The organism is Microbacterium hatanonis, assembly GCF_008017415.1.
GTDB classification, from domain to species: domain Bacteria; phylum Actinomycetota; class Actinomycetes; order Actinomycetales; family Microbacteriaceae; genus Microbacterium; species Microbacterium hatanonis.
Genome location: NZ_VRSV01000001.1, coordinates 1,489,715 through 1,504,838, shown reverse-complemented (window position 1 = coordinate 1,504,838; position 15,124 = coordinate 1,489,715). Strand labels below are relative to the sequence as shown.

Below are 15,124 nucleotides of genomic sequence, written 5' to 3'. Positions count from 1 at the left end.
CTCAGCGGATGCTGCGACGCTCCCGGGCCGTCACACGCAGCCCTGAGGCGATCAGACGCCGAACGAGTTCGCGACCTTCGACATGAGTGGCACCCGCGGCGACGAGCCGCGGGTGCGCCTCGTCGGGGACGTCGTAGTGGTCGAGATCGAACGCGCGCCGGGGGATGCCGTTGGCCTGGGCGAAGGCATGGAGTTCGACCAGGTCGGAGTCGCTGACCAGGTGAGCCCAGAGTCGTCCGTGTGCCGGCCACAGCGGGTTGTCGATCAGGATCGTCACGTCGAGATCCTATGCGGGCCCCGCGACACGCGGGTCCGCGCTTTTGCCAGGGGAGTCGGCATCGGGTAGCATTTCCCTTTGGTGCGTTCGTGTCACGTGCCCGGCAGCGGTGGCCTGAGAAGGACGCCGGCCCGGATGACGCGGTCGATGCGGACGATTCGCACCAAGACTTCCGTCATCAGACAAACCGGAGCCTCGTGCTCCCGAACGAAACAGGTATGAAGTGGTTTACGCAGTAGTGCGGGCCGGTGGCCGGCAGGAGAAGGTAGAGGTCGGCACGATCGTCGTTCTCGATCGCCTCGCGGCCAAGGTAGGCGACAACGTGCAGCTTCCTGCCGTGCTTCTCGTCGACGGCGACGCCGTCACGACCGACGCAGAGAAGCTCGCGGGCGTCTCGGTGACCGCCGAGGTGCTCGGCGAGCTGCGCGGACCGAAGATCGTCATCCAGAAGTTCAAGAACAAGACCGGCTACAAGAAGCGCCAGGGGCACCGTCAGGACCTCACGCGCGTCAAGGTCACCGGCATCAAGTAAAGCCAGGGAGACGCAGAGATGGCACATAAAAAGGGCGCAAGCTCCACCCGTAACGGTCGTGACTCCAACGCTCAGCGCCTCGGCGTGAAGCGCTTCGGCGGCCAGGTCGTCGGCGCCGGCGAGATCATCGTCCGCCAGCGCGGCACGCACTTCCACCCCGGCGCCAACGTGGGCCGTGGCAAGGACGACACCCTCTTCGCCCTTTCGGCCGGTGCTGTCGAGTTCGGTCAGAAGGGCGGCCGCAAGGTCGTCAACATCGTCGCGGGCGCGGAGTAACCTCCGACACGCACGAGCAGCGGCTCCGGCCGTACAGCTCTGGAAGGGGGCGGGCTTTTGCCCGTCCCCTTCACCGTTTCAGCAGGGCTTCGGGCCCTCGTCCCGCATCACCGCACGAAAGGAACACGCATGGTCACGTTCGTAGACCGCGTCACACTGCACCTTCGTGCGGGGCGCGGCGGCAACGGCTGCGTCTCGGTCAAGCGCGAGAAGTTCAAGCCGCTGGCCGGTCCCGACGGCGGCAACGGCGGACACGGGGGCGACGTCGTGCTCGTCGCCGACCCGCAGACCACCACGCTGCTGTCGTACCACCACTCCCCGCACCGCTCCGCCGGCAACGGCGGGTTCGGAATGGGCGATCACCGCTCCGGGGCCGCCGGTGAACCCGTCGAGCTCAACGTTCCGGTGGGCACCGTGGTGAAAGATGCTGCGGGGGAGACCATCGTCGACATGATCACTCCGGGCATGCGTTTCATCGCAGCTCAGGGCGGCATCGGAGGCCTCGGCAACGCGACGCTGGCGAACCCCAAGCGCAAGGCGCCCGGATTCGCTCTGCTCGGCACGCCCGGGTGGGAGGGCGACCTCAACCTCGAGCTGAAGACGGTCGCCGACATCGCTCTGGTCGGCTTCCCCTCGGCGGGCAAGTCGAGTCTCGTCGCCGCCGTCTCGGCGGCGCGTCCGAAGATCGCGGACTACCCGTTCACGACGCTGCATCCCAACCTCGGTGTCGTGCAGGCCGGTGACGTGCGTTTCACGATCGCCGATGTCCCCGGACTCATCGAAGGCGCGAGCGAAGGGCGCGGCCTCGGCCTCGAGTTCCTCCGCCACGTCGAGCGCTGCACGGCGCTCGTGCACGTGCTCGACTGCGCCACACTCGAGCCAGGACGCGACCCCCTCACCGACCTCGACATCATCCTCGCCGAGCTCGCGGCCTACCCGGTCCCGGAAGGCCAGGTGCCCCTCATCGAGCGACCCCAGCTCGTCGCCCTCAACAAGGTCGACGTACCGGAGGGCAAGGACCTGGCCGATCTCGTCCGTCCCGAGATCGAAGCGCGCGGGTTCCGCGTGTTCGAGATCTCGACCGTGAGCCGCGCCGGGCTTCGCGAACTCACCTTCGCCCTCGGCGAGGTCGTCGAGAAGCACCGCGCCGAGCTCGCCGCCGCGCCGGCGCCCGAGCGCATCGTCATTCGTCCCACGGGTTCCGAGAAGGCGTTCACGGTTCGCGTCGAGGGCGGCACCTACGGGCCGATCTTCCGCGTGCTGGGAGAGAAGCCGGTCCGCTGGATGCAGCAGACCGACTTCCAGAACGAGGAAGCCGTGGGCTACCTCGCGGATCGTCTGGAGAAGCTGGGCGTCGAGACCGAGCTGTACAAGGTGGGCGCGACACCTGGCGCGACCGTCGTGATCGGCGAGGACGACGCTGTGGTCTTCGACTGGCATCCCACGATGTCGTCGCCGGCCGAGCTCATGACCGCCCCGCGCGGAACAGACCCGCGCCTCGACCTGAACCCCCGTCGTACGACGGATCAGCGTCGCGAGCGCTACAAGGAGCGGATGGACGCGAAGGCGGCCGCTCGCGCCGAAGACGAAGTCGAGCGCAAGGCGCGCCACGCCGAGGAGATCACCGAGCAATGACGGCGCAGACCCGCGCAGACCTCCCCGGAGCTCAGCGCGTCGTGGTGAAGGTGGGCTCGTCGTCGATCGGCGGCGAAGGCGCGCACCGCATCGACACGATCGTCGACGCCCTGGCCGCGGCGTCGGCTCGGGGGACGGAGATCGTCCTGGTCTCCTCCGGAGCCATCGCGACGGCGTTGCCGCTGCTCGATCTCGCGGGACGCCCCAACGATCTCGCGACGCAGCAGGCCGCGGCAGCCGTCGGGCAGAACGTGCTGATGTGGCGCTACCAGACCGCTCTCGACCGACACGGACTCCTTGCAGGCCAGGTGCTCCTCACGGCAGGCGACCTCGAGAACCCGACGCACCGTTCGAACGCGCGACGCGCGATGGAGCGGCTCCTGGGTCTGCGCATCCTGCCGATCGTCAACGAGAACGACACGGTCGCGACGCACGAGATCCGGTTCGGCGACAACGATCGGCTCGCGGCTCTCGTCGCGCAGCTCATCGGGGCCGACGGACTCGTGCTCCTGAGCGACATCTCGTGCCTCTACACCCGCCCGCCCGGCGAGCCGGGAGCCCGGGCCATCACCCACGTCGAGTTCGGCGACGATCTCTCGGGTTACGAGTTCGGCACGGTCGTCGTCAACAGCGTCGGCACCGGGGGAGCGGCCACCAAGGTATCGGCCGCCCGGCTGGCCGCAGCATCCGGTGTCGGGGTGCTGGTGACCAGTGCAGACCTGGTCGCCGAAGCGCTCGGCGGCGAAGAGATCGGCACGTGGTTCGCCCCGAATCCCGACGCAGCGCCCACGCTCACCGGGCCCGTCGGTACGGTGAGTCCCGCCGATAAGCTGGTCCGATGACCGCTCTCGTCGTCTCGGCCCACGATCGGATGCTGCGCGCGAAAGACTCTGCACGCACGATCGGTCTGCTGACCTCCGGGGAGAAGACCGCTGCTCTGCGAGCCATCGCCGCGCAGCTCGACGCTGACACGGACGTCATCGTCGCGGCGAACGCGGAAGACCTCGAGCGAGGTCGAGCGAACGGCATCGGTGACGCGCTGCTCGATCGCCTGCGTCTCGATGACGGGCGGGTGGCCGCGCTGTCGTCGGCCGTGCGTGACATCGCCGAACTGCCCGACCCTGTGGGGCGCGTGCTCGACGAGCGGGTGCTGCCGAACGGTCTGAAACTCACGAAGGTGTCGGTGCCGTTCGGCGTCGTCGGGTCGATCTACGAAGCCCGTCCGAACGTCACCGTCGACATCACGGCCCTCGCCCTGCGCTCCGGCAACGCGGTCGTCCTCCGCGGTGGTAGTGCCGCCGAGAGCTCGAACGCGGCGCTCGTAGCGAGTATGCGCGCCGCTCTCTCCACGCAGGGCGTCGATCCGGAGGCCATCCAGACCGTCGACGAGTTCGGTCGCGACGGAGCACGCGACCTCATGCGTGCCCGCGGACTCGTCGACGTGCTGGTGCCGCGTGGGAGCGCTCAGCTGATCGAGACGGTCGTGACCGAATCGCTCGTCCCCGTCATCGAGACGGGGGCGGGTGTCGTCCACCTCGTCGTCGATGCCTCCGCGCGCGCCGACTGGGCGCGCGACATCGTCGTGAACGCCAAGGCGCAGCGCCCGAGCGTCTGCAATGCCGTCGAGACGGTGCTGGTGCACCGCGATGCCGCGCCCCGTGTGCTTCCCGGAATGCTGTCCGCCCTCAAGGAGTCCGGCGTCACCGTGCACGGTGACACGCAGACCTCGGCGTACGACGCCTCCGTCGTTCCCGCCACCGACGACGACTGGGCGCGCGAGTACCTCAGCCTCGACGTGGCCGTCCGCATCGTCGACGATCTCGACGAGGCGCTGGCCCATATCCGCCGCTACTCCACCCATCACACCGAGTCGATCATCACCGACGACGCCGCCAACGCCGAGCGGTTCCTCGCGGAGGTGGATTCGGCGGTCGTGATGGTGAACGCGTCGACGCGGTTCACCGACGGCGGAGAGTTCGGGTTCGGCGCAGAAGTGGGCATCTCGACGCAGAAGCTGCACGCGCGCGGGCCCATGGGACTTGCCGAACTCACCAGCACGAAGTGGCTGGCGCGCGGTGACGGGCAGACCCGTGCCTGACGGCCTAAACTCTTACATGCGCGTCGCCGCCGCGCGAACCCGAACGGAGCCTCGATGACCATCGCCACGCTGATCGCCTTCGCCGCTGAAGAAGCCGAACACCACGGCAACGTCGCCCTCGAGACGTTCTGGTACGGCGCGGTCGCCCTCGCCGTCTTCACCCTCCTCGGACTCGTCACGCTGTCGTACCGCAACGTGGCCAACCGGCACGCGCACAAGGCCGACGCCTACGCGCGCAAGCACGGAACGCCGACTCCCGAGGGGCACGGCCACTGAGGCTCACTGCATGACGACGACGCGCGCCCCGCGGATCGGGGTCATGGGTGGAACGTTCGACCCGATCCACCATGGCCACCTGGTCGCGGCGAGCGAGGTCGCGCAGTCGTTCGATCTCGACGAGGTCGTCTTCGTTCCCACGGGGCGCCCGTGGCAGAAGCAGGAAGTGTCGCCGAGCGAGGACCGCTACCTGATGACGGTCATCGCGACGGCCTCCAACCCTCAGTTCACGGTCAGCCGGGTCGATATCGACCGGGACGGCTTCACCTACACGATCGACACCCTGCGCGACATCAAGGCGCAACGCCCCGGAGCAGATCTGTTCTTCATCACGGGCGCGGATGCCGTGGCGCAGATTCTCGGGTGGAGGGACCATGATGAGTTGTGGGGCCTCGCCCATTTCGTCGCCGTCTCACGGCCAGGCCACGTGCTGAGCACGGACGGACTGCCGCGAGACAACGTGAGCCAGCTCGAGATCCCCGCCCTCGCGATCTCGTCGACCGACTGCCGAGACCGTGTCCGCAGGGGCAATCCGGTCTGGTATCTCGTACCCGACGGCGTCGTCCAGTACATCGAGAAGCATCACCTCTATCGGAGCAAGGCATGAGCACACCCGATCAGCCCGACACGCCTCCGCTGACCCGTCGGCGGTTGCGCGAGATCCGCAACACGGGCGCCACCCCCGTCCTCACACCCGAAGACATCGCCAAGAACGAAGCCTTCTTGAGCGAAGCCGACGATCGCGCGGCGGCAGCGGAACGTGAGAAGAACGCGCAGCAGGATGCCGGTGACGAAGCTGAGGTCGACTCGCCCCCCGCGGTCGAGGATCCCACGGACGCCGCGCCCGATGCGCTCGAGGCCGAATCGGTCGATCCCGACCCGCAACCCGAGTCCGAGGCCTCGCCGTCCGACCTCGAGGAGCAGCCCGAGTCGGAGGCCGATGTCGAGCGCGCTCACCAGACGGCGGAGCCCGTCGTCCTTCCGCCGTCGGTCACGGGGGAGGAGACGGTCGCTCCCGGGTCGTTTGCCGATCTCGCCGTGACACCCCTCACCCGTCGCCAAGCGCGCGAGGTCGAGCGCATCCGCACCGCCTCGGTTCCGATCATCGCGCCCGACGCGGCCCCCTCCCCGGCGCAGGACGTCGACAAGACGACGCCCACGGATGACCCCGACGCCGTCGCCGTCGACTCCGACGACACGGAGTCGGGGCCGGACGAGATCATCGCCGACGTTCCGGGGCTCTCTCGCCCCTCCGCCGTCGGCGACGAGCCCACTGCGGTGGTGAACCCGCACTTCGGTTCCGGTCTCCTCGCCGGTGAGACCCCCGTCGTCGAGCTGCCTCCGTCGTTCGACCAGCTGATCACACGAACCGGATCTGCAGGGGTGTCTTCGTCGACACCGAACGCGCTGATCTTGTCCCAGACGCCGGCAGCTGCGCCACTCGTCGCGCCGGTGACGGCCACGGGTGAGGTGCTCATCACCGGCACCTTCGACCTTCCCGAGGGTCTCGGCTCCGTGGGGCACGCGCCGGGGCTGCACGACGGCAAGGATGCCGACGCCGTTCTCGTCGACGGAGAGCTGCCCGCCGCATCCTCACCCACCCCCATCGCCGCCAGTGCCGCCATCAGCCAGGTGCGCAACTCCGACGAGATCATCCGGCCCCCCGCCCCTGAGAAGGGCGGCAGGCTGCTCATCGCGCTGACGATCACCGCCGGCGCGTTGCTCGTCACCGTGGCCGGACTTCTCGTCCTCGCCTTCACGACAGGAATCTTCTAAATGGTCGCCACCGACAACTCCCGCGAGATGCTCAAGATCGCGGCGCGCGCCGCCGACGCGAAGAGCGGCGAGGATCTCGTCGCTCTCGACGTGTCAGAGCCGCTGCCGCTCGTCGACATCTTCCTCATGGTCACCGGGCGCAACGAGCGCAACGTCGCGGCCATCGCCGACGCCATCGAGGAGGATCTCCTCGAAGCGGGCCACAAGCGTCTGCGCAGGGAGGGCCGCCAGGAGTCGCGCTGGGTGCTGCTGGACTTCGGCGATCTCGTCGTGCACGTCTTCCATGAGCAGGAGCGCGTCTTCTACGGGCTCGAGCGCCTGTGGAAGGACTGCCCCGTGGTGCCCATCGATCTGCCTGCGCCGGCGGCGCAGGAGTAACGGATCACGCGCCCTGGTTCGTGGCATCCCTTCGGATGTAGTAATCTAGGGGGGTTGCCTTCTGAGGCAGCGTAAGGGCCTGTGGCGCAGCTGGTAGCGCACCTGCATGGCATGCAGGGGGTCAGGGGTTCGAGTCCCCTCAGGTCCACCATCGAGAAAGACCCCCGGGAAACCGGGGGTCTTTCTGGTATTCATCGGGAAGATCGTCGTCCCGGTCACGCCCCCGGTCGAGGCTCAGTGCTGATAGCGTCAGCGCTACGGCACCCGAATGAGAGCCCGAGCAATCACGGAGGTCGACGGATGAGTGTTGGCATGTCCCTTCCGGGCGATGACCGCGCCGCTTTCGCCGACGCGCTGGCGCGCCTGAGCGCAGCGCGACACGGCGATGATCTCTGCGGCCCGTTCATCGGAGCCGTCCAGGTCACGGGGGCCTCGATCTCGACCCTCGGTCGCCCCTTGGGGAGCGAGACCGTCTGCGCCAGCAACCGCACCGCGGCTCGAATCGACGAGATCCAGATCGATCTCGGGGAAGGTCCGTGCTGGGATGCCTTGAGCCGCCGACGTCCGGTGCTCGAAGCAGACCTCGCCCGCACGACGTCGACGAACTGGCCGAATGCCCGGGAGGCGTTCCGCTCGCTGGACGTGGGCGCGATCTACTCTTTTCCGCTCTACGTGGGCGAACTGAGCGTCGGTGCGGTCGACCTCTACAGCGAACGACCGCGGGATCTGACCGCCCGGGCTGTCGCCGACGTCACGACCCTCGCCGAGATCGCGTCCCGGCGGATCCTCCAGCGCGCGCTCGACGATGTCGAGCACACCGAAGACGGTCTGCCGGACGGTCCGCACTCGCGTCGAGAGATGCACCAGGCGTCCGGCATGGTCGCCGCGCAACTCGGCATCGGGGTGGAAGACGCGCTGCTCGTGCTGCGCGGGCGTGCGTATTCGACCAACCGAACCGTGGCACAGGTAGCCGAAGACGTCGTCGCGCGCCGACTGAGATTCGATATCTGAGCGGCGTCGGTACCTACACTCAACTATGAGCACCCGCGAAGAGCACCTGCTGCGAACCGTGGCGAAGCTGGCAGATTCGCTCGTCGACGACTTCGACATCGTCGACCTGCTGCAGCTCTTGGTCGACGGCTGCACCGATATCTTCGACGCCACCGCCGCCGGGATCCTGCTGGTCGGCCCTGACCGTCAACTCGAGGTCATCGCGTCCACCAGCGAGCGCAGCGAGCTCATCGGCCTCCTCCAGGTGCGCGTCGGGGAGGGGCCTTGCGTCGAGGCCGTGCTGACCGGCGAGGTCGTATCGGTCCCCGATCTGCGGCACATCACCGACAAATGGCCGCGGTTCGCCGTCGATGCCCATCGATCGGGGTACGCCTCGCTCTATGCCATCCCTATGCGGTTGCGGGACTCGGTCATCGGTTCCCTCAACCTGTTCCGCGACCGTACCGGAGAGCTCAATCACGCCGACGCAGCGGCGGCGAAGACGCTCGCCGACATCGCCACCATCAGCATCCTGCAGCAACGGCTCACGGAGGAGTCCGTCGTCGCCCAGAGGCAGCTGCAGAGAGCGCTGGACAGTCGCGTCGTCATCGAGCAGGCGAAGGGCTACATCGCGTTCAGCCACGACATCGACATGGACGCCGCATTCCGGCTGCTGCGTTCGCACGCGCGTTCGACCCAGTCTCGCCTCAGCGTCGTGGCGGCCGACGTCATCGCAGGGCGGCTCAAGCTTTAGAAATCTGCGGAGTCGGTACGGTCCGCTCCCGGACCGCCCTACACTGGGCACGTACCCCAGACCCCGGTGCATCATTGCTGATGAATCGCGAGGTTCCGTATGAAGACCGTCCTGATTGCGCGCGGCGCATTCCTCACGGGATCCGAGATCGCGGATGCGGTCTCCGCCTATGCTCTGGCGCTCCACCGCGCGCACGACGTCGACACGGTCGATATTCCTTTTCTCGATGCGTTCCAGACCGCGGGGCGTGTCACCTTCTCGATCGGCGAGGGAATCGAGATGGCGACCGTTACGAGCGCGGATCGCGACGAGGAGATGTTCGACATCGACACGGTCCTCGAGCTTCACCTCAAGGCGGGGAATGCTCGCATGGGAGCGCCGATGAGCCGCGGCGCAACGGTCGCGGGGACGACCGTAGAGACCGAGGACCGAACGGGGATCGAATCATGGAACGGGGGGGTACTGGGAGGACCTCATCTAGACAGGTACGGCGTCACGGCAGCGTAGCCGGCCGTCGCCTTTCCTCGCCCGGTGGGCATCGCCGGGAGTGCGTCGTTCGCTGTGCCCGCGGGTGTCGTGTGTCGGTCGCGCATTCCTCAATAACCTCCGCAGATCAGTGCAAAACCGCCTTGCCGATTCCGATGATCGAGGCGTAGTGTTCGCCGCACAGCTCGATCGAGCAGGAATGGGTCGTGGGGACCCAGCCACCCGGACTGCGATGATCGAGCGGAATGAGAGTCTGCCATGGGCTTCATCGGTCGCGCCCGCGAGAACGAACTCGCTGACCGTACGCTCGCCAGTTCGGAATCGTCTGCCAGCATCTTCTTGGGGAAGAGGGGAATAGGAAAGACGGCCTTTCTTCGAGAGGTAGCTCGTCGACACACCACCAGCACGCTGCTCGCGGTCAACAGATCGGAGCGGGTCTGGCCCTACTCCGGCCTCTCGGCGTTCGCTCACGCTCTCGGCGGTGAACGGGCAGCCGCCATCGATCGCATCACGTCCGAGAGCATCGAGTGGACCGACTTCCGCGTCGCCGATGAGACCAGCCGTGTTCTTCACGCGACCGACGGTGACGACCAGGTCGTGCTCATCGACGACATCGACGAAATGGACGCGGCGAGCTCACTGGTTCTGGCCTACGTGTTCGGTCGCCTTCCCGGCACAGGGCTCCGAGTACTCTCCAGCGCGACACGCATCGACGGCCGGCACCCCTTCTGGTCACTCGCCCAGATCAGGCTGGGGCCGCTCAGCCACTCGGAATCGGTGGAATTAGCGGCCTCCACCCTCGGTCCGTCGACCGCTCGCGGCGTGCTGCACATCGTCGCCGCCTCTACGGCCGGCAATCCGTCGGCGATCCGACGTGTTCGGCTGGCATCGCATGAGCAGACCGGGGAGTCGCCCGTGCCCCTCCCGCTTCGGCTTCGCGCCGAGCAGCCTCAGCGTGCGGATGACGAGATGGCCATAGAGAGGTGGAACCCCGCGGCACTCCAGCTTCTCACCCTGGTCTCACTCGCGCCGGAGACGGCCCGTGAAGCGGTGGCAGATCTCCTTCCCGAAGGCGCGAGCCTCGTCGACGACCTGCTCGATGCCGGAGTGCTCACCTCGCACACCGGGATGATCCGCGTGTCCGATCCGCTCGACCGCATCGGCCTGTATCGCAGCCTCGACGCTCGAGCGCGACTGTCCGGTCACGAGGAGCTGCAGCTCGCGCACGGCGGATGGGCGCCGGGCCTCGAGCAATGGCACAGGAGCTTCGCCGAGACGAGCGACGAGAGCGCGGGCCTGCTCGAGTCGGCTGCGCGCTATGTCATCGCGGGCGAGGCCGCCGCCGCAGTGGAGTTCGCCGAGCGGGCCCTCGCCCGCACGGTTCCGGTGGCCGGCCGCGATCGTGCGCTCGTCCGGCTCAGCGAGGCGCTCTGCGACGAGGGGTACTTCGCCCTCGCGGAGCTCTACCTCGCTCGCGCGGCCTCTCTCGACGGGGAGGAGGTGAGCGTGCTGGCTCGGATCGTCTCTCTGCGGATCGCGGACGCACTGGACGGCGTCGTCGATGACGCGATCGTCGACAGCTACGTCGCGTCCTCCGCCGCTCGTGACAGCGCCGGGTGCGTAAGGCTGCTCGAAGAGGTCGCTCGCATCCGCATCCGGCGGCGGGAGTATCCGCGCGCGCGCACGCGTCTGGCGGCAGCGCGCACCCTCGCGCGGGGGCCGCTCACGCTCGAGCACCACCTCATGCGCGCGATCATCGATCCGTACGACCTGGATCCCGCTTCGGAGGCGTGTCTCGCTGAGCTCGTAAGGGATCCGACGGAGCCGGGTGCCGTGGTCGAACTGACCGCGCCGGAGCTCGCTCTCCTGATCCGCTTCCTGACGGTGACCGAGCGCTACGGACTGGCTCGGCGACGGGCAGCGTTCCACATGGAGAGGATGGACCGTCTTGCTCCGTTCTGGGAGGAGTTCCTCCGGCGACTGCTCGTGGAGAACGAGTTCCGCGCGGGTGACACGCCCGGAGCCAAAGACGCGTTGATCGCATGGGAGCGATCGGCTCTCAGCGAGCTGAGAACGGATGCGGCGCGCCACCTGTCTGCGATCGGTGCCCGGGCCGTGCAACCCGATGTCGATGTCGAGCATCTGGAGGAGATGATCGCTGAGGGGCGTGCCCTCTGCCTGCGCGAGCACAACGCGGCGCTGCCGCCGTTCCTGGATGTCCTGGATGCTCGCTGCGCTCTTGCGGCAGGACGCATCGACGACGCTGTAGAACTCTTCCGCGATGCGATGACCGATGTCCACGCGCCGGACGATCCCGCCGTGATGCGCTGCGGATCGGACCTGATCGAAGCGCTCTGGACACTGGACCGACAGGACGAGGCACGGGAGGAGATGCGCCGGTTCGAAGCAGACGTCGAGCGTCACCCCTCGCGATGGGCGGAGCGGGCGGTCGCGCGAGTGCGCGCCATCTGCGTGCCGACAGGAAGTCCCGCGCCCACCGACGGCGCCGCGGTCTCGAAGGGGGGCGCGGTCTCGAAGGGGGGCGCGGTGGTGCCACTGTCGTGCCTGACCGACGACGAACGCGAGGTCGCTCAACTGGTTCACCGGGGTCTGCGCAACCGCGAGATCGCCGCCCAGCTCTTCGTCTCCACGCGCACTGTGGAGCTGCGGCTCACCAGGATCTACCGCAAGCTCGAGGTACGGTCACGCTCGCACCTCGCGTCCGTGCTCGTCAACGAGTGACGGCGGCCGCCGCTGCCGTTGCCCCGGCATTCTCCGCCCCATCCGCCATGTCCCGGCGCTCCGGGCTCCGCCACCGTCCGTCCGAGGGGTGGCCGAAAGCGGCGGCGAGACCGAGAAGACACATCCACGCGTCCAGCACCCGCAGAAAGGGGAACAGCACAGCGCTCGGGCTCGGACGACGGCGGGTGAGGGCGGCGGCGACGAGGGTCAGCATCACGTCCGAGATCACGAATCCGGCGGCGAGGACGGCGAGGGGGATCACCCCCGAGACGTCGCGCGCGGTGGCTCCCACCGGATCCGGCAGGCCGCTCAAGGCGAGGGCGACCGCCGCGACCGCCAGGACGGGCAGGATCAGCGCGAGGACCACGCTCGAGACGAGCACCTCGGTCACGAAGAGCGCCAGCGACGACCAGAACAGACCGGGATGTAGACCGTGCCGCCGCACGGTCTGCCAGAATCCGAGACTCCAGCGCTTCATCTGCCGTGCGTAGTCGCCCAGGACGACCGGATCCTGGGTTTCGGCGATCGCCTTCCCCGGGTGGAAGGCGATGCGACCGAGACGTTTCCGGTGCACCTCGAAGGTCATGTTGAAGTCCTCGATGGACAGCCCTCTGGCCACGATGTCGATGTCACCGAGGATGGCTGTGCGGTACATGCTCGCGAATCCCGGCACGATGGTGACCGCGTTGATGCACCGTGCGGCCTGCCCGAACTTCTGCAGGTACTGCGTGCACACGTACGTCCGCTCACGGTATGTCGTGAGCAACCGCGCGACCCACGACCCGCCCGCTCGGGGATGGCTCGTCGCGCGACCGGCGACGGCCACCACGCCGGTGTCGTCGAACAGGGGCAGGCCGGTGGAGAGGTAGTCGGGACGCAACCGGGTGTCGGCGTCGAGCAGCACGAGCACGTCGAACCGCTCGGCGATCCGGAACTCGTCGATGCCGAGGGCGATCGCACCGGCCTTGCCCCGATTGGGCGCGACCTCGAGCACCGAGGCGCCGCAGGTCCGGGCGCGAAGCACCGTCTCGTCAGTCGATCCGTCCGAGACCACGAAGACGTGGTCGATCGTGACGAGGCCGCTTGCGTTGCGGATTGTGTCCTCGATGACCAGCTGTTCGTTGTGCGCGGCGATGATCACGGCGACGTCGGAAGGATGGAACGCGTGGGGTCGCGGATGCAGAGGCCGTGAGGACGCTGCCGCGACCAGACGGGCAAGACCGGAGACCGACCAGATCACGGTCGACAGACCCACGATCGCGACGACGACAACCGTGATCCACACAGCATCCATGCCGTTGTCCTCTCGGTGTCTCTGCGCGTACGCACGACGCTACGAGAGCACCACGGCAGATCGGTCCGCAACATCCGCAGAATGCGTTGCGGTTCTCCGCAGGCCTGGATCGTCCCTCGGTGGGAAGCCGCACGATCCGGTCGATTCCCTTGACCCGGGGATCGGCCGGATCGAGGCTGTGGCTCGAATCCTCGCCTGGACCCAGCGAATCAACCCGAATCGCGTCGGCTATCCCGAGGCGGGCGTCATGCCCGCCGAGTCGATGCATCAACACGCAGGAGGAGAAATGACGGCAGTCGACACCGGGCTCGCCCCGGTCGCAACGACCACGTCCCCCGAGATCGCCCTCGGATTCGACTACGACGTCGCCATCGTCGGTCTGGGCTACGTGGGTTTGCCCACGGCGCTGGCCTATCACGCGGCGGGGAGCCGGGTACTGGCTCTGGATGCCTCGTCCGCCCGGCTGACGGACATCACCGCCGGGCGCGCCGACCTGTTGGAGACCGATCGTGTCCGGCTCGGCGGAGCGCTGCGAGACCGTTCGTTCCGCCTCACCGACGACATCGCTCTTCTCAGCTCGGCGGCGGCGATCGTGGTCTGCGTACCCACCCCGGTCGACCATCAGCTCGTCCCCGACCTCTCGCTGCTTCGGGCGGCGTGCGCCACCGTCGTCGCCGCCGTCCGAGCCGGTCAGACCGTCATGCTCACCTCGACCAGCTATGTCGGGTGCACGCACGATCTGATCGAGCAGCCGCTCCGCGACCGCGGATTCGTGATCGGACGCGACGTGTTCGTGGCCTTCAGCGCGGAGCGCATCGACCCCGGCAACACCGGGTTCGCGCAGGAGGACGTGCCTCGCGTCGTCGGGGGAGCGACTCTCGAATGCGAGGAGGAGGGTGCACGGCTGCTCTCGCGCTACGTCTCACGGGTGCACCACGTGTCGAGCCTCGCGGCGGCGGAAATGACCAAGCTGCTCGAGAACACCTTCCGTGCCGTCAACATCGCCCTCGCGAACGAGTTCGCGGAGATCTGCTCGGCGCTGGACGTGCCCGTGACCGAGGTCATCGATGCCGCGAGTACGAAGCCGTACGGCTTCATGCCGTTCTATCCGGGCCCTGGCGTCGGAGGTCACTGCATCCCGTGCGATCCCCACTACCTGCTGTGGCAGCTTCGCGCCCTCCGTGTCGACGCCCGTGTGATCACCGAGGCGATGAGCGGCATCTCCGCACGACCGGGTCACGTCGTCGACCGCGTACGCGAGGTGCTGGGCCGCGCCGGGATCGGCACGACCGGCTCCCGTGTCGTCGTCGTCGGCGTCACCTACAAGCCCGACGTCGCGGACCTCCGGGAATCCCCCGCGATCGAGATCATCGAGGCGCTGGCTGATCTCGGCGTCGACGTGCAGTACCTCGATAGCCGCGTTCCTTCGCTGCGGCTCGCGTCGGGGACGGTGCTGACGTCGCTCGACGAACCAGGTGAGGTGGTCCCCGACCTCGTGCTGATCCACACGCGCCACGCCGACGCGGATCTGTCGTGGCTGGCTGAGGCGGGCGTCGTCCTCGACGCCACGTATCGCAGCGCGGATATCGCCGGCCGTGTGCTGGTCTGAG

16 protein-coding genes and 1 tRNA gene are annotated in these 15,124 nt (G+C 68.0%); 15 read left to right on the top strand and 2 right to left on the bottom strand.

Going from position 1 to position 15,124, the window contains the following annotated elements; all coding sequences use genetic code 11:
* Position 1 precedes the first annotated feature (1 nt).
* Entirely contained in the window at positions 2 to 277 is a 276-nt protein-coding gene (locus tag FVP77_RS07220) for a DUF4031 domain-containing protein (RefSeq protein ID WP_147893873.1), read from the bottom strand.
* A gap of 223 nt (positions 278 to 500) precedes the next feature.
* On the opposite strand from FVP77_RS07220, the gene rplU reads away from it, so the two are divergent.
* The 14 genes from rplU to FVP77_RS07145 all read left to right on the top strand — a co-directional run bounded on the left by rplU (position 501) and on the right by FVP77_RS07145 (position 12,220).
* Positions 501 to 809 carry a 50S ribosomal protein L21 gene (gene rplU, locus FVP77_RS07215; protein WP_121149321.1) on the top strand — a complete coding sequence of 103 codons (309 nt, stop codon included), beginning with the start codon at positions 501 to 503 and terminating at the stop codon, positions 807 to 809.
* A gap of 18 nt (positions 810 to 827) precedes the next feature.
* Positions 828 to 1,085 (top strand): 50S ribosomal protein L27, encoded by a 258-nt coding sequence (gene rpmA, locus FVP77_RS07210; RefSeq protein ID WP_116646439.1) that lies wholly within the window; start codon positions 828 to 830, stop codon positions 1,083 to 1,085.
* A 129-nt stretch (positions 1,086 to 1,214) separates the two neighbouring features.
* Entirely contained in the window at positions 1,215 to 2,720 is a 1,506-nt protein-coding gene (obgE, locus tag FVP77_RS07205) for a GTPase ObgE (protein ID WP_147893872.1), read from the top strand.
* Entirely contained in the window at positions 2,717 to 3,562 is an 846-nt protein-coding gene (gene proB / locus FVP77_RS07200) for a glutamate 5-kinase (protein ID WP_147893871.1), read from the top strand. Before obgE ends, proB begins: the two co-directional genes overlap by 4 nt.
* On the top strand, positions 3,559 to 4,818 hold the full coding sequence (locus tag FVP77_RS07195) for a glutamate-5-semialdehyde dehydrogenase (RefSeq protein WP_147893870.1): 1,260 nt from the start codon (positions 3,559 to 3,561) through the stop codon (positions 4,816 to 4,818). The genes proB and FVP77_RS07195 overlap by 4 nt, the downstream gene beginning before the upstream one ends.
* A gap of 54 nt (positions 4,819 to 4,872) precedes the next feature.
* On the top strand, positions 4,873 to 5,094 hold the full coding sequence (locus FVP77_RS07190; protein WP_121149325.1) for a hypothetical protein: 222 nt from the start codon (positions 4,873 to 4,875) through the stop codon (positions 5,092 to 5,094).
* 10 nt (positions 5,095 to 5,104) lie between these two features.
* Positions 5,105 to 5,701 (top strand): nicotinate-nucleotide adenylyltransferase, encoded by a 597-nt coding sequence (nadD, locus tag FVP77_RS07185; protein ID WP_121149326.1) that lies wholly within the window; start codon positions 5,105 to 5,107, stop codon positions 5,699 to 5,701.
* On the top strand, positions 5,698 to 6,870 hold the full coding sequence (locus tag FVP77_RS17035; protein ID WP_246134003.1) for a hypothetical protein: 1,173 nt from the start codon (positions 5,698 to 5,700) through the stop codon (positions 6,868 to 6,870). Before nadD ends, FVP77_RS17035 begins: the two co-directional genes overlap by 4 nt.
* On the top strand, positions 6,871 to 7,248 hold the full coding sequence (gene rsfS, locus FVP77_RS07175) for a ribosome silencing factor (RefSeq protein WP_147893869.1): 378 nt from the start codon (positions 6,871 to 6,873) through the stop codon (positions 7,246 to 7,248). It begins immediately after the preceding gene.
* A gap of 75 nt (positions 7,249 to 7,323) precedes the next feature.
* Positions 7,324 to 7,399, top strand: a tRNA-Ala gene (locus tag FVP77_RS07170).
* A 161-nt stretch (positions 7,400 to 7,560) separates the two neighbouring features.
* On the top strand, positions 7,561 to 8,259 hold the full coding sequence (locus FVP77_RS16795; protein WP_187266848.1) for a GAF and ANTAR domain-containing protein: 699 nt from the start codon (positions 7,561 to 7,563) through the stop codon (positions 8,257 to 8,259).
* Positions 8,260 to 8,284: 25 nt separating this feature from the next.
* Positions 8,285 to 8,992 (top strand): GAF and ANTAR domain-containing protein, encoded by a 708-nt coding sequence (locus FVP77_RS07155; protein ID WP_147893868.1) that lies wholly within the window; start codon positions 8,285 to 8,287, stop codon positions 8,990 to 8,992.
* A gap of 99 nt (positions 8,993 to 9,091) precedes the next feature.
* Positions 9,092 to 9,499, top strand: a complete 408-nt coding sequence (locus FVP77_RS07150) for a hypothetical protein (RefSeq protein WP_147893867.1) — start codon at positions 9,092 to 9,094, stop codon at positions 9,497 to 9,499.
* 237 nt (positions 9,500 to 9,736) lie between these two features.
* On the top strand, positions 9,737 to 12,220 hold the full coding sequence (locus FVP77_RS07145) for a helix-turn-helix transcriptional regulator (protein WP_147893866.1): 2,484 nt from the start codon (positions 9,737 to 9,739) through the stop codon (positions 12,218 to 12,220).
* Here FVP77_RS07145 and FVP77_RS07140 read toward each other — a convergent pair.
* Complete coding sequence (locus tag FVP77_RS07140; RefSeq protein ID WP_147893865.1) at positions 12,210 to 13,514, bottom strand: glycosyltransferase family 2 protein; 1,305 nt, start codon at positions 13,512 to 13,514, stop codon at positions 12,210 to 12,212. The two genes, FVP77_RS07145 and FVP77_RS07140, sit on opposite strands and share 11 nt — an antisense overlap.
* Positions 13,515 to 13,800: 286 nt before the next feature.
* Between FVP77_RS07140 and FVP77_RS07135 the strand changes: the two genes are divergently transcribed.
* On the top strand, positions 13,801 to 15,123 hold the full coding sequence (locus FVP77_RS07135) for a nucleotide sugar dehydrogenase (protein WP_147893864.1): 1,323 nt from the start codon (positions 13,801 to 13,803) through the stop codon (positions 15,121 to 15,123).
* Position 15,124 lies beyond the last annotated feature (1 nt).